The following is a 15192-nucleotide window of genomic DNA, read 5'->3' on the forward strand; positions in this document are numbered from 1 at the left end:
CGTCCCGTGGGCCATGATCCTCTCAACCCGCCGAAAGGTGTCATGGGCCCGGCCGTGTCGGCTCACTCTTCGCTTTGGCCGGCCGATAAAGCGCAACATGTTGTCTTGGCTGTGCCGGCTTCCCTTCCGGAAATCCGCTGGATTCTTTCCACGATGAATGCGCGCCTTCTGCGCACTCGTTGAGTCGGCTTTTTGAAGGAATTTTCACTACACAATATGTATATAAAAAGCAAGATGTTAAGCAGAAAAACAAAACCTTTTCGTTGCCATTTCGCCACCACATGAGGTGATTATGCTGGCCCCAAAAGTCCGCCCGGCCCTCGCGTTGGGTCGGTTCATCAACCAGAAGGCCATTCAAAAATAAAGGTCTGACCCCACGTGTTCCAATAACTGTAGGGGCAGGCCCGCGGCCTGCCCTAAACCCACGGCCCGGCCCTCGCATTGGGTCGGTTCATCAAGCAATAGGCCATTCAAAAATAAAGGTCTGACTCCACGTGTTCAATCTTGCGGTAAAGCCCAATCAGCGTATCTTCCAGCTGCCGGGTAAAGCCGGTCACGTCACACAGGGAAGAGGCTTGCATGCGCCGACGCAGGGTACTGCGTAGGCGAAGCAGCCGTTGGCGGTCTTTGGCCAATCTCACGGCGATGCGCACATAGTCCTCGCCATCCTTCGCCGCCAGTTCCGGTAGACCAATCTGGCACAAAAAAGCGTAAGTTTGCCGGCTGACCACCCGGCTTTGAGGCCAAGTGATGACGGGCACGCCCATCCACAGCGCTTCGCAGCTCGTCAGTCCACCGGTGAAGGGAAAGGGGTCGAGGGCTATATCCACGTCGCCGTATTCCTTGAGCAGATCGGCATGAAAGCTGGGGCCGCGCAAGTCGATGCGCTCGGCGGCAACCCCACGGTCCACAAAGGCTTGCGTGATCTTGTGCCGAAAGCCTTCATCGTTGAAGGTGCGCCACTTCAAAATCAAGCGGGCATCGGGGACCGCTCGCAGCACCTGCGCCCACACATCGAACACGCCGTCGTTGAACTTGGCCGTGTTGTTGAAACAACCGAAGGTGATGAAACCGTTCCGCTCAAGAGGCAGCGAAGCCACCGTCGCGGGCGCCCAGGGCACCGGCTGATAGCAAAACCGACCGCTCGGCAAACGAATAATCGGTTCGACGAACTGGGCTTCGGTGCCGGGCGGAGCGTGCCAGGCATCCAGCAGCACCGCATCCATACAGGACAACCCGGTGGTCGCAAAGTAACCCAGCCAACTCACCATAACCGGGGCGGGGCGATGGGCGAAGACGGTCAGCCTGGAACCGGCCGTGTGGCCGGAAAGATCGACGAGAAGATCGATGCGGTCGGCCTGAATCTGCTCCACGAGAGCCATGTCGTCCAGTGCGGCGACGTCGCGAAAATGGCAAGCCGCCCGAATTTGTTCGGTGACCCAATCCTTCACCCGCCCGGCACTGTAGGCAAACACCTCCACTCGACTGACATCGTGCGCTTTGATCACATCCTTGACAAACAGGCCGACGGTGTGCTGGCACAGGTCGGCAGACACATAACCGATGCGCAACGCCCGATCGGCCAAAGGAATGAGTGGCGGACGTGGCCTTTCGCCGCCGGCCCGGGCCATGGCCCACTCGCCCCAAGCTTGGGCCTGCGTCAGCCGCTCTGCATCCGTTACCTCGGGGTCGTATTCCAGAGCTATCAGCGCATTTCGGCGCACAACCGGGTTGTCCGGCAACGCGTGCAGCAGTTGCGCATACAAGCGGCGCGCTGCAGCATGTTCGCCCGCATCGTGGGCCAGGTTGGCCATGTTCAGCACGGCACGCAGGTCGGTTGGATCAAGAGCCCGAGCACGCCGGTAAAAGCTTTGAGCCTCTGTCAGAAAGCCGCAGCCGGCAAGCAAGGCCCCGATATCCAGCAGGCGGGACACATCCGCTTTGGCATCGTCGAGGACGGGACGGCACACCGCCAGCATCTCGGCAAAACGCCCCGACCGGGCGTACCGTTGCGCTTCCTGCATCAGGCGTGCGTGGGATGGGGCCCCTGATGGCCCCGTGGTTGCCTTCATAGGCGCATGCCCATCGCCTTCGTATTCGCCGACCACATCGTGCATGGAAGCTCACCTTCCCTGAAAAACATTCGATCCCGCATGTGGGCATTGACGTCAACGGCGAAAACGGGAATCCACGGCGGTGCCTTCGCCCAAAAGCCATGGGTTTCAACGCCTGGCGCTCGAAGGCTAAAAATTAAAGGTCTGACCCCAGCCTTTACAAAAAACTGTAGGGGCAGGCCCCTGTGCCTGCCCCAAATCCACGGCCCGGCCCTCACGTTAGGCCGGCTCATGAAAGCAGAAGGTCATTCAAAAATAAAGGTCTGACCCCACGCGTGTTCGCTCGAAGGGTAAAAATTAAAGGTCTGACCCCAGCCTTTACGGCCCTGACATTCGGTCGGGAAAGGACCTGCCTACTCAAAAATAAAGGTCTGACCCCTTAAAAAACACGGCCCGGCCCTCGCGTTAACTCGGTTCATCAAGCAGAAGGCCATTCAAAAATAAAGGCCTGACCCCACGTGCTATTTACGCAGCAGCAGCGCAAGCGCCGCGCGACACTGATAGATTGTCACATCATGACCGAGCCCCTGAAGGAGGGAGCCGGCCACACGCCAAATGGGTAGCTGGGGAGGCATGATATCTTCAACAACTAAATATCCACCGGGCCTGAGGGCTTCGAGCGCAAAGAGGAGCGTGTTGAGCTGGCTGTGCGGCGCATGCAGGCCGTCGTCGATGATCACATCCAGCGGCGTGCCGATCTGCCGTTGCAGGTCCCGTAATGTCTTGCCGTTGGTCTGATCCACATAGAATGTGCGCAGACGCTCTTCTTCAAACAGGATGCGACGGTCGACATCGGCTCCGTAGATCTGGAAATAAGGAAGCACGTCTCGAAAAGCGCGGACACTTGCGCCGGGTTTGCCTGCTGCGCCCATATTGGACGGCGTATCCACGTTGTTCGTGCCCAAGCCGATTTCAAGCAAAGAACCCTCATGATCCCGCATTTTCGCCAGCAACCACGCATAAAGCTGTTCGTAGCCATGGACTCGGGCTTTATCAGAACCGTAATGATGAAAACGCTCGGCCATCACCGCCGCGAATTCACGCTGACCCTCATCGAGCCTGAGCGCACTCAAAGGCTGTGGCTGCAAACTGGGCACGCCTGTCAGTTTAGCTGCCAAGGCTTCCAGCGCCGAGAAAGTGGCCGGGGCAGCCTGCGCAGTGAGCTCGGCCCGTGCCTGAAGTCCGCCGGTCCAGTCGGCACTGTTGGGAGCAAACATGGGAAACCGTGCACAGATCTCCTGCCACACGCGCTCATGAGTGAACGGCGCTTGCTTGACTCTCGCCTGCGGTTGTTTATGGAATTTTCTTGTTTTGTGCTTGTCGGGTTTGCGTTTTAATTTTTCCAGGACTTCGATCAGGCGATCCGTATTTCTGTCAATATTATGAATACGTTGGGCAACACGCCATGCACGCTCGCAAAAAGCCCGATACAGCGGCTCGTTATCATACAGCGCGATGATGCGGTCAATCAGCGGGCCCAGCAGCGAAGCTTTAGGGATCTTGGTATAAGGCGGCTCATGGAGATCAGGGTCCAGTTTGAATTTAATCCCGCCGTCCTCGATCATTTCCGGCATGCCGCCATGATCCGTGATAATGGCCGGAATGCCGTTGAGCATGGCTTCGGCCAGCACGCGACCGGCAGTCTCCCAACATAGACTCGGCATCAACACAAGACGGGCCCGTGCATACACGACACGCATGTCCGCTTGATTGGGAGTTACGATGACATTGGGCAATTCATGCCTGTCTTCGCCAAGTGTTTTCATCACGGCATGCAGTATGGGCTGCCACAGACCCCGTGATTCCACCACTTCAAAAGTGATGTCCGGTCGGCGTTTGCTCATCAGCCAGGCCAATTGGGCGACAAACGCCCCGCCTTTTTCGAAACTTGGATTGATGAAGAGAATGTGTTTGCGCTCGTGATGGTCTGCAACCACCTTGCCGGGCTCAACAAAGATGCCCACCGGGGTGACCTCAAGCTGCATCTTTTCCTTATAAAACCGGGCCGTGGCCTTGGTATTGGTTAAGATCAGATCCACATCCCGACACCAGCGCGTACTGCCCAAGTAATTTGAATTGGCCAAATACGCCACCGTCTTTATGTTCCGACACCGCGCTTCATCGGCGATCAAAAGATCAAACGCATTGCCGCCATAAAAAAACACAAAATCCGGCTGAAATTCATCCAGCGTGGTCAAATAGAGTGAAAACAACTGGTTAAGTTCGTCGTTGGTCGTCTCTTTAGCATGGATCGATTGGGTGACCACCAGCGTATGATCCAGTCCGTCAGGGTCCTTGACCTTCACAAAGCGTGTTGTGGGTTTGGGGTCCAGATGCGGCTTCAGAAGGGTCATGCCCCGTTCCGAGTCAAAAACCGTACAACCGAGGATTCGGACGTCCCACCCACGGCGCTTAAGCTGCAACAACATTTGCCGCACCTCGATGGATGCCCCGCTGGACGTATCCAGCAGACAATACCGATTCGCCCAAAGGATTTTTCGAGGTCTCGCCGAGGATGGCTTAGGCATACTCACAGCACCTTAAAAAAGAATTTCGCGCCGCGTCTCAGAATGTAGCGCACGGACGATTCAAGCTACCGTAATGCCCCCCGGGAATCAAGGCCACAATGGGCTTGATGGTGACCGCGGTGCTCTTGGCTTCTCCTTCCGCATCAAGCCCAACGCGAAGTGACCCTTTCGGCCTTCGCACCTGGCCTCGACAAACGGCTTTGGGCCCGAAGAGCGACGGTCCGGCCAGGGCCGTTGTCACATCGTTCAAAGATGACGAACCCGGCCAGATCCATGATCGCATCAAAGATCTGCCGCAAAGGCCCCGTGAAATCGCCCACAAAGACCGCGTCGTCGCCATGCATTGAACCACCCGCTGCGTCGCCTTTAAAACTCAAAGATCAACGGAAAAGGTTCGATGTGATGGGTGAATTCGGCGGGCAAAGCGGCTCCCTAAAAAATAAAGGTCTGACCCCATGTCCGCACAGCCGTGCACGCGGGAGTCCACAGCTCCCTACTCCCATATCCCTCGCGCAAAAGGGAGATTCTTAGCCTAATGGGAGCCCAACGATCCGACGGCCGGTAAAATGTAGAGGTCTGACTGTAATAGGCGCCGGGATGACCATGGTCCGCGGGGCTTGTGGATAATTACCGAGTAAAAATTAAAGGTCTGACCCCAAAGGAGGCAAAGGAGGCACCCGCGGAGCAGCGGGTGCCTGTCGCTGGACATCAGACGATGGTCAGCTGATTAGCATCCGGCTCGTAAGTGGAGTCTGAGAGATCGGCAAGTCCGGTGAGCTTGATGACCAGGTCAGTCTCCGCGACGAAGTTCGCATCAGCACTCATATCCTCGACGATATAGGTATTGTCCGCGTACTTGAACCATTTGATGATGGCGTTTGTGCTGCCATCACCCGCGCAGGCAATATCAAGGGCGGCCGCGAGGCTGGCGGCGCTGCTGACATCCACCGCACCCTTGGTCCAGGTTTCAGACCCTTTGTCGGCGAGGACAATCTTGTCACCGGCGGCAGCGTCGGTGATGACGACATCGACGGTTTCACCCGTATTGATGGCCCCACCCACATCGAATGTGTCCCTACCGCCATTACCCGTGAGCTCGCTGATGCCCTTTGTATTATCGGCAATGATTAGGGTGTCGTCACCGGAGCCGCCCATAAGGACGTCACCCTTCCCTGACCCGGTAACCGTCAATGACCCCGTGAAGGCGGAAGCATCGACCTTTGAGCCGGTGGTAGTGGCCGAGGCCAGGCCAAACGTTAAATCGGCATTGCCTTCGACGGTAATTGCACTGTTGTCTAAATTATTGAACTTTTGAATGGTGTTGGTAACCGACGACGATTCCCCCTCGGAGATCAGCGTAATATTCAGTGCGCCGTTAAGTGTCAACTCACTCAGTGTTTTTCCCCCTTCGCTTTCATTGGAAATGATCACTGTGGTCGCCGTCTCACCCACCTTGTTGGAAATGCTGATAGTACCTCCGTCGCTAGTGTCTTTAAGATAGACAATGAAGAACTTGTTCGTGGACAATGCATTTTCGAAGCCTACCGTCAAGCCTCCTAAAGCACCGAACTTCTGGATGCCGTTGGTGATCTGCGCAATATCCACGGTCGTGTCGGCACCCAAACCAAGTTCCTCGAAATTTTTGGCTGCATTAATACCGGCGTAGTTCATTACCTTATCAAGGACCAATATCAAGTCTTCGTTGGGACCGCCATCGAGATTGTCATTGGCCGTAAGATGGCCTTCCGCAAAGATCACCATGTCCTCGCCGGCCCCACCCTTAAAGGTCAGATGGTTGTCACTTGGAAGTCCCGAGGCGTCGATGGTTACATCGCCGGTGCTGCTAGATGCGTCTATGTTTTTAAGCCCAGGTAGTGACTCGATGATCTCGAGATCCGTGTCGGCAACAATCGTCAAGCTTGCGAGATTACCACCTGTATTGGCGAGCTCAATGTCGCTTTGCTCACCCGTGGTGGTAAGCTTTAATGCGGTGCCTTTTGAAGCGAGGTCCAGCTTAATATCCACACCGTTGAGCGTCACATCCGAGGCATCATAGAGCTCAACGGTACCTTCGCCGGTGACCTTGGCCAGCGATACGGTTTGCTCCGACGCGGTCTTCAATGTGAATGTGTCACCATCCTTCATCTCCTGTGGGCTATCAAGGGCGATACCGGTGACACCTGTCAAACCGGAAACATCCAACGTTCCAAAAAGCACGCCGTTATTGATGTAAATGTTTTCGACGTTGCTCAGAGTGCCGAACTCGGTTTGACTCAGGTTATCATCCCCCGCAGCATAAATCTTGAGCACGTCGTTACCCGCGCCGCCGTCGATCTGATCCGCAGCAGTCAATTGCTTGGCAGTACCGGTATTATCTGCAATGATGGTGTCATTGCCGGCGGTGCCCTCGATGGTATCCACACCCGTAGTGAGCGTGTAGACCTCGCCGGGTGGCCCCACCTGGGTGATGGCGTCCTCGATCTGCTGAAAAACGACGTCCAGGTCACTGTCGCTGCCCACATCGTCCAAAACGGCGATCGACTGCTGGCTCAGCTCGTCGCTCCATTGGATGTTATTATCAACCACGTACTGGGTGAAGTATTCCGCCGCCAGGGCCTTGTTCCTGATGGTGGCCCAATCCCTAGTAGAATCGCCCTCCCGGCCCTCGTACGCGGCGTTGATGAGGTGAGCGATAAAGGCGCCGGGGCTGGACGCACCGGTCTTTAACTGATTCACCCAGTAGGCCTTCCCACCGTCGTCGGGGAGCCGTTCGAACAGGTTCTGGTAAACCTGCGAGACAAACTGCTCGTACATGGCATCGGTAATGGGGTAGCCTTCATAGTCGAACACGGCGTTGAAATACGTATACTTCGCCTTGGCTTCCTCTGACGGCGCGAAGTTTTCGGCCACGCCGGCAAGATCCAACAGCTCGGTTTCCACAAGGTTCAACCAGTAACCCACACCCTCACGATCCCCGGCGCGCCCAAAATAGGCCACGAAAAAAGCTTCAATCCATTGTTTGGTGGTCAATTCAGCCATTTTTTCCTCCTCGCCTGGTCTTCATCCGATGAAAACAAAAAGCCGTTCACCCCGCGCAAAATTCTTACTCTTGCCGTGGCGGCTTTTTCCTCTTTGGCATCACTCGGTTCCCTTTTTGGCTTTGATCATTGAGACTAACTCAAGCGATCCATGGCTTAATAAAACACAATAGTTTGACGTCTCTATTTTCTCAAAGTCAAAGGGTTGTCAAGGAAAAAGCGCACCTTACGGCCCAAGCGCCCCATAACACCTGCGGATCAAGCAAAGGACGTCCCCAACATAAAAACATCATAGACGCCCTAAGACCAAAGGTTCAAAAGCCGAAACACGGCGACACGACGTGCTCGAAAGGAATCGCGGCCGGGAATCGCAGACGGGAGCGGCATGCGAAAGAAAACAAAGGCAAAAGCTAACAAAACACTTGGAAGCCCAAAACCGTGGTTGGTCTAAACGAGCGACAACAAAGACTCACCACAGTTTAGCAACAAAGACCGCGCCGTGGCACGGTCCGACGGAGGAAACCATCGGCCGCCTATGTTTGCAAAGCGTGCCGAGTCGCGCCGACTTTGGTACATGCTTTTCCTGCCGGCGTCTCAAACTTTCCTTCAGGCCCCGGTGCCGCGCATCAACGCGCCGGCATCCATGAGGCGGAGGCCTGGCAAGCTCTCAGACCCGACGCCTGGATGCTCGACACGGGTCTTCCCCCTCTGGCTTCCAACAACCCTCTTACCGCCTCGGGCCATTCCCACGCCAGCCATGTGATGGGCCAACTCTTTTACGATTCTCGGTCTCCGGAAGGCTTCGATCCTATGGAACGCGCCTCTGCGCTGGGCTGTGCGGCCGTGCGGATGGACGTGCTTTTGGGATTCATGCACAAGGTCACGCTCATGGACGGTCCCTAGGCCGTCTGCCCGCACGGTGGTCGTGCTTTCCCGTAAAATGCGCCCCTACCCTATGACCTTGGAGGCTTCAGAAAAAGCCCTGACCCAGCCGGTGCCGCGTTACGCTCTTCAAAACGGCCCCGTCATATCACGGACGCCCTTTGAGACCCAACGGCACCGCGGCCACCGAGCTCGTGGTCTCATCGCACCCCGACGCGCCCATTCTGGCCCTAATTGTCTTCAAAGGAATCGAACGACCCCAAGGCGACTCACGTCGTTCGCTTCACCCTCGCATGGGTCCATCGTCTTCCGTAAAAAGCGGCGCCCTGCACGGAGGAAGAACGCCGGATACAAAACCGCATGGCCCAGATCATGTAAATGTCGCCGAACGCCGGCGTGGCACTCGTGTTGATCGTGGCCGGCGCACGCGTGCCGGACGCGCCGGTCATCGTCATGCGGGGCATACCACTCACACTTGTTGTAAGGTTGCACAGATACAACGTGTCGCTGCCCGCGCCTTGGTTCAATGCCAGGGTCGCCGCACCAACCTGGGTGGCGTTGACCGAAACATTTGACAACGTACCCATGGTGCTGAACGAGAGCTTCTCGGATTTCTTCGCGTTGGTCAGGTTCGCGTTCACGGCTTCGGTATCACCCGCACCGATCTCGATCCGCTCGGTGCCGTCAGGGAGTCATGGGCGCCGAAATTGGCAAGGGAACTTACGTCTTCGCCGTCGCCAGGGGCGATGGTTTGGCACCCAAACAAAAAAGCTTGCGCCGCCCTCGCCATACCTCTTGTGCAATGAATCTCAAAGGGATTTTGGCCACCCCTCAGGAAGGATTCGCCACCTTCAAAAATAGACCCCATGTGTGTCATGGCTACGGCGAAAACCGAAAATTTCCCCCAAAAAACTGTAGGGGCAGGCCTTGTGCCTGCCCCAAACACACGGCCCGGCCCTCGCGTTGGGTCGGCTCATCAAGCAGAAGGCCATTCAAAAATAAAGGTCTGACCCCACTACGTATGCGGAAAGTGCTCCGCAGCCAAAGCACGCATTTCGTCGTCCGACCTGGGGCGCTTGCTGCCAATGGCCCACAGATCATAGTACGGCCTGCCCCGCCGCATGGCCACGACAGTGGCAAAGCCGGAAGCAAGCAGGGTGCCCGTCAGCACCTTTTGCGTGAAACCGCAACGGTGCGCCATGTACAGGTTCCCGCGCGCCAGCGACGGGCGGTGCCCGTAGAGGATATCCAAGGGCGCAATGGGCCCGGCAGGGGCCACGTAGGCCGGCTCGGTGAGCTTGTCCTCGGCAATGAGCGCGCACACCGATTGCAAATCGGGGCAGGTGATGACGGCAAACCCTGACGGCTTAAGCACGCGCAGAAACTCGTGCAGGGCAACCGGAACCTCGTGCGGATAGAGATGTTCAATGTTGTGGCTGGAAAAGATGGCATCCACCGATTCATTGGGAACGGCCGCCATGTCGGTCATGGTGCCAACAATGTCGGGCTGCACCGCCGGGTCGATATCCAGCCGAATCTCGCGCCACGCCGGTGAGTTGAACCCGCGCGTGGTCTGGTCTTTACGCTTGGAACCGCAGCCGATGTGGAGGAAGGTCTTGGGGTTCATGCTGCTGCGCCTTTTTGGCCTCCAATGCGCAAAAGGTCCATGAGGTCGTCTCCTCGTGGCAGGTAAACCCAACCACGGCCACCGGTGAAGTGGCCCCCATTCGGTCTTGCGGCGTCGCGCGCAGTTTGGCCATCCCTTTACCTTCGCGGGCCAGATCCACTGCAATGCGCGCATTGGCATAGGCATGCATTGCCGCAGGCACCGGCGGGCCGATTCGGCTCACCATAGCATAGGCTTGCTCGCCGATAAACCGGCTTTGCTGGCTGGCAATGACCGACACGCTCACCCTCAGGGTTTCAACACGGGTCATTCTACCGGTGAAAGGACCCGGGGCCCGGCCATGTCAATGTTGGCGTTGTCCAATCGAGAGACGCCAGGCCACGCCACGAGGGAACTCCCCAGTCCAATTGGACGCCGATGCCCCGCCCGCTCACAGAAAATAAAGGCCTCACCTAAACATGCGATGGATACCGCTCAAAACTCAATCTGACCCCATGTGCGAAAAATTTCCCCCCCAAAAACTGTAGGGGCAGGCCCGCGGCCTGCCCAAAATCCACAGCCCGGCCCTCGCGTTGGGTCGGCTCATCAAGCAGAAGGCCATTCAAAAATAAAGGTCTGACCCCAGGATGGTTAAAGGGCTGACCCCATGTGTGTCATGGCTACGGCGAAAACCGAAAATTTCCCCCCCAAAACTGTAGGGGCAGGCCTGCGGCCTGCCCTAAATCCACGGCCCGGCACTGACATTCGGTCGGTTGATGAAAGGGACGCAGCTACTCAAAAATAAAGGTCTGACCCCATGTGCGTCAGGTTGATGAAAGGGACGCAGCTACTCAAAAATAAAGGTCTGACCCCATGTGCGTCGACCCCAGGATGGTCAAATGATGGCGGTGCGTTGCATGTTGAGGCGTTTTCGGCCGGCAAGAAGCTCAAAGGCACTGCGCAGGTCGTCTTCCTTCACCTCGGGTTGGTTCTTTCTCTGGCTTTGGGTTTGATCAAGGAGAGCTCGGGCACGCTGCAACACACGGTCCGGCGCGTTCCAATCTTCCGCGTCGTTCAAAGACAGCAGCAACGCCGTTTCCACAACATGGCATGAAATGGCGGCCCCGCCGGTCACCGGCGACACCAGATGGCCGCCACCTCCCCGCTCCAACGCGCGTTCCAACAACCAGCGGTTCACCGGCTGCAGCCGTCCCCTGTGGCCTATCTCCGACGCCGGGCGAATGCCCAAAAGGTACCCGCCACTGGCCAGCAGCCTCAGCAGCATCTTGCGCCCAACCGCCGCCTGGGCCGGACTCAACCCAAGATTTTTAAGGCTCGCGCCGGCATGTGTATCCGATGCGGCGATCAGCTGCTCGTACAGCGGCCCCACCAGCGGCACCTGGTGCTGCTTGTTCACCGCCAGGCTTCTGGGCATGGCGTCGGCCGGCATGCGGGAAAAAAGCCGAAGCCCGGCCAACCACGCATCCGCCCCGTCCCGGTCGGCCTCGGCCCGCATCACCCACACATCGCGCCGGGTGTGCGTGTTGCGAATGAAATCCTTGATCAGTTCCCGCAGCCGGTGCCCGGTCTGTTCCCGCAGCGTGGGCACCTGGGCCGGCGGCACGGCCAGTTCCGGATCATTGAGATGCAGCATGGTGCTTCCGGCGTAGGAAAGGCCGATTTCCTCCATGCGGTCGTACATTTCGTGAAAATACCTGGGTTCAAAACCGGCGGCCAGGGAATTGTGGGCAAAATGGTTGAGCCGGTCCGTGTCCCCCTGCAAAGCTCCCCCCGTGAGGTAGCGGCGAAGGGTGGCCGCCGCCCCGGGATAGGCCGCAAAAAAGCCCATGCCTCGCTTGGCCAGCTTTTCAAGCTCTTTCAGGGCATGTTCGGCCCGCCGGCGCGACGTGTCAAATGCCGTGGGCGGCGCCAGAGCCTGGGCCAGCTTCCACATGGCCGCAATGGCCGCCTTACCCGGCTGGGCCAAATACTCCACAAACAACAGGCCACCGGGCCGTAGCCGGTCTTTCACCAGCTCCTCCACCGCCAGCCGCTGCTTTCGGTCCAGCCAGCCGTAACACCCGTTGCTGACCATATAGTCAAACGGGTCGTCTCCCAAAGGTTGGCCCGATGCCGCCGCCAGTTCCGCGAAGCTTCCTTGAACGAAACGGACATTGTCCAGGCCCAGCCGGGCGCGAACCCGTTCGGCTTCGGCGATATGGGCCGCATTAAAGTCCACCCCCACAAAGGTTGCCTGCGGGTTCACCGCCGCCAGGGCCAGCAGCGTCGTGCCGTCACCACAGCCCAGTTCGGCATAGCGAAAGGGACCGGCCGGGTCCGGAGGCTGATACCCTTCAAACGCCGCGACGACACTCAAAATGGCCGGCGTTAAATCGGCAACGAAACCGGAAGGAAACTCCACATCCTGCACATATTCCGACGCGCCCCGATCAAGCCATGCGCCTGCTTCATCCATGGTCAGCCTTTCCTCCTTGTCACCATGCCCGGGTGACGCCGATGAGGGTCGGGGTGGCCACCGTCTCTTCCGGCGCCTGCTCCTCGTCGTCCAGAGGCCGAAACCCTTTGGCCAACGTCCGTTCCAGGGGTTCGAGCCAACGTTCGTAGCGCCGCCATTTTTCCACGGAAGCCGTATAGAGCTGCCGGCGCACCTGACGGATGCTCGCCGTGCGCACCTGGCTCTTGTTTTCATAAAACCGCAAGCATTGGTCCTCCCACGGCAGCTCACAGAAGTCCAAAAGGGCTCGAATCACCCGTTCCGGCTCGTGGACCAGTTCCTGGTAGTCCAGTTCAAAGATGCGCCCGGGAAAAAGGGCATGCCAGTGGCTCATGATTCGGTCGTGGTCGTTAAGCATCTCACCGATCCATTCCAGATCATAGGCAAAGCCCATGAGCCCATGGTACTGGGCAAAGTTTTGCTGGTAGTTGGATACCGCCACGTCGCGCGGCTCCCGCTTTAAGTGAATGATCTTCGCCTCGGGAAGAGCCAGCGCAATGAGGCCCAGGTAGTCGAAGTTGTGGGGCATCTTATCCACCACGCGCTCATGGGTGCTGTCGAGCCCGCCGATTTTTTGCAGATAATAGCTTCCGGCGCTCTTGAGGCCCCCTTCGCCCAGGTCCGCCACTCCGGCGGGCCATGGCCGGCGGCTCGCCACCACCTTGGGGATTAGCCGAGTGATGCGCGGTATCCAGCCCAGTTCCCCGGCGCCGAACACTCGGCTGTGGCTGCCGAGAATCTGTTCGGTCAGCGTGGTGCCGGATCGCGGCATGCCCACAACAAAGATGGGCCGCCGTCCGGGCATGCCCTTGCCGGCCAGTTCGGCCACCAACTCAGGGGTAAAGGTTTCCAGCACCTTGAGGGTCTCTCGGCGATGCTCCCGCCAGTCGTAGGAAAGCAAGGGCTTCATGAGCTCGTTGGCTTCGATGAGCACCTCAAAGGCCCGGTCGTATTCTTCACGTTTTTCCAGCACGCGGTGCAGGGCAAAGGCCGCGGCACTGCGCTGCTCGCGAGGAAGAATGACGTTGTCCTTGATGCGAATGAGGGCTGCAAACTGGGTCTCGTCGGCCTGATGCCGGTCTTTTTCCACCTGCTGCACCACGGCCATGGGATTGAGCTGCTGCACGCGATCCGACCAGGCATCGGCCTCGTCCATTCGGCCAAGGGACGCCAGCGTGTGGGAAAGCAGCGTGTAGGCTTCCACCATCCCCGGCCACGCATGCACAATCTCTTCCAGCACCGCCACGGCTTCCTCGGCCCGCTGCCGTTCAATCAAAAGCTTGGCCCAAAGCAGTCGGCATCGAGGACGCAGCTCGCCGTCGCACTCCTGACCCAATTCCTCCAGGTCCGCCTCGGCGGCATCCAAAAAGCCGCTTTCAATGCGCGCTTCATTGAGAAGCAACCGCAGCCGGCGCTTGACCTCATGGGCTTCATCGTCCGGAAGCTCGGCCAGCCAGTCCGGTTCTTCCAGCCACTCTTTCAGCAGGACGCCGGCCTTGTGGGTTTTTTTGTCTTGCAAAAGATACCCGATGAGGACCTGGCGCACCACCACGCTGTCTTTGCCCGGCAGGCGGTCGATGGCCGCTTCCAGGGTCGCCACGGCCGCGTCACGCTGATCGGCCTGCCACTGCACACGGGCCAGAGCCAGATGCGCCGCAGGATCGTCCGGATTCTTTTCCAGGGCTTCCTGGCGTTCCAAAAGCACTTCGTCCAGCCGCCCGAGCTGGGCCAAAATGAGGTCACGCTGTTGCGCGGCGATGGTCAAATCCGGCTTAAGGGCCAACGCTCGGTTGTAGTATTCCAGCGCTTCCTGAAGGCGGGATTCTCGAACCAGCACCCCCCCAAGGTTGCTGAGCACCTCGGCCCGTTGGGGATCCAGGGCCAGGCTTTGTTCAAAGGACCGGCGCGCCAGGGCGAGTTCGTTGCGGCCCACCTGCAGCGCACCCAGGCGCGCATGGGCCACGGCATCGGCGCCGGGAAGGGATGCCGCCCGTTCCAAGGCGGCCAACGCGCCGTCGCCATCGCCGGCATAAAGAAGAGCCAGCCCATAGTCGGAAAGCGCCGCCGAATCCTCGGAAAAAGACGCCTCGCTGAGCCCTTCCAGCAACGGCCGAGCATCCTCCCCCCGGCCCAGTTGGAAAAGAATCACCGAAACCAAAGCCCGCCAGGCGGGCTCGTCGGTAAAAAGCACGTGGGGATTTTCCGAAAGCCAGGTTTCAAGGTAAGAATTGTCCGCCTGCTGTTGCCGGCGGCGAATTTCCTCAATGTCGTTCATGGGGTTTCCATCTTCCTCGAGTTAAGCCGGTCCGCCTCCCCTTTTGTCAAGCCCCAAAGAGGCCCCCCAGCCCGACCATCCTCGGTGAATGTGCTTCAGGTAGTCACTGAGAAAAAGCTTTCTTTGGTTAACGGGTGGGCCGTCTCGTGGTCCCGGTGATCATTTGGCGCATGCATCAAGGCCATGGCCTGAACGCTTTTTCGTGCCCCTAGTGTTGCGGACAACGCTATGGCG

The 15192-nt window shown here is 58.2% G+C and carries 9 protein-coding genes; 1 reads left to right on the plus strand and 8 read right to left on the minus strand.

Features of this window, described 5'->3' with window-relative positions:
* Positions 1 to 470: 470 nt before the first annotated feature.
* The 3 genes from EDC27_RS02040 to EDC27_RS02055 all read right to left on the minus strand — a co-directional run bounded on the left by EDC27_RS02040 (position 471) and on the right by EDC27_RS02055 (position 7681).
* Entirely contained in the window at positions 471 to 2117 is a 1647-nt protein-coding gene (locus tag EDC27_RS02040) for an O-linked N-acetylglucosamine transferase, SPINDLY family protein (protein WP_123288944.1), read from the minus strand.
* 458 nt (positions 2118 to 2575) lie between these two features.
* Positions 2576 to 4543, minus strand: coding sequence for a glycosyltransferase (locus tag EDC27_RS02045; protein ID WP_170161518.1), 1968 nt, complete (start codon positions 4541 to 4543; stop codon positions 2576 to 2578).
* Between the two features lie 807 nt (positions 4544 to 5350).
* The gene (locus tag EDC27_RS02055; protein ID WP_123288947.1) at positions 5351 to 7681 is read right to left on the minus strand and encodes a DUF4214 domain-containing protein; all 2331 of its coding nucleotides are present in this window, start codon (positions 7679 to 7681) and stop codon (positions 5351 to 5353) included.
* 683 nt (positions 7682 to 8364) lie between these two features.
* On the opposite strand from EDC27_RS02055, the gene EDC27_RS02060 reads away from it, so the two are divergent.
* Positions 8365 to 8583: a hypothetical protein gene (locus tag EDC27_RS02060; RefSeq protein WP_148045647.1), complete on the plus strand. Its 219-nt coding sequence runs from the start codon at positions 8365 to 8367 to the stop codon at positions 8581 to 8583.
* 248 nt (positions 8584 to 8831) lie between these two features.
* Here the strand turns inward: EDC27_RS02060 and EDC27_RS02065 are convergent, their stop codons facing one another.
* The 5 genes from EDC27_RS02065 to EDC27_RS02085 all read right to left on the minus strand — a co-directional run bounded on the left by EDC27_RS02065 (position 8832) and on the right by EDC27_RS02085 (position 14958).
* Entirely contained in the window at positions 8832 to 9203 is a 372-nt protein-coding gene (locus tag EDC27_RS02065; RefSeq protein ID WP_148045648.1) for a hypothetical protein, read from the minus strand.
* Positions 9204 to 9577: 374 nt separating this feature from the next.
* Positions 9578 to 10189: a class I SAM-dependent methyltransferase gene (locus EDC27_RS02070; RefSeq protein ID WP_123288950.1), complete on the minus strand. Its 612-nt coding sequence runs from the start codon at positions 10187 to 10189 to the stop codon at positions 9578 to 9580.
* On the minus strand, positions 10143 to 10499 hold the full coding sequence (locus EDC27_RS02075) for a hypothetical protein (RefSeq protein WP_123288951.1): 357 nt from the start codon (positions 10497 to 10499) through the stop codon (positions 10143 to 10145). Before EDC27_RS02075 ends, EDC27_RS02070 begins: the two co-directional genes overlap by 47 nt.
* A 564-nt stretch (positions 10500 to 11063) precedes the next feature.
* Positions 11064 to 12644 (minus strand): class I SAM-dependent methyltransferase, encoded by a 1581-nt coding sequence (locus tag EDC27_RS02080; protein WP_170161519.1) that lies wholly within the window; start codon positions 12642 to 12644, stop codon positions 11064 to 11066.
* A gap of 19 nt (positions 12645 to 12663) precedes the next feature.
* Complete coding sequence (locus tag EDC27_RS02085; RefSeq protein WP_123288953.1) at positions 12664 to 14958, minus strand: tetratricopeptide repeat-containing sulfotransferase family protein; 2295 nt, start codon at positions 14956 to 14958, stop codon at positions 12664 to 12666.
* Between the last annotated feature and the right edge of the window lie 234 nt (positions 14959 to 15192).

The sequence above is a fragment of the Desulfosoma caldarium genome (assembly GCF_003751385.1).
Classification (GTDB): domain Bacteria; phylum Desulfobacterota; class Syntrophobacteria; order Syntrophobacterales; family DSM-9756; genus Desulfosoma; species Desulfosoma caldarium.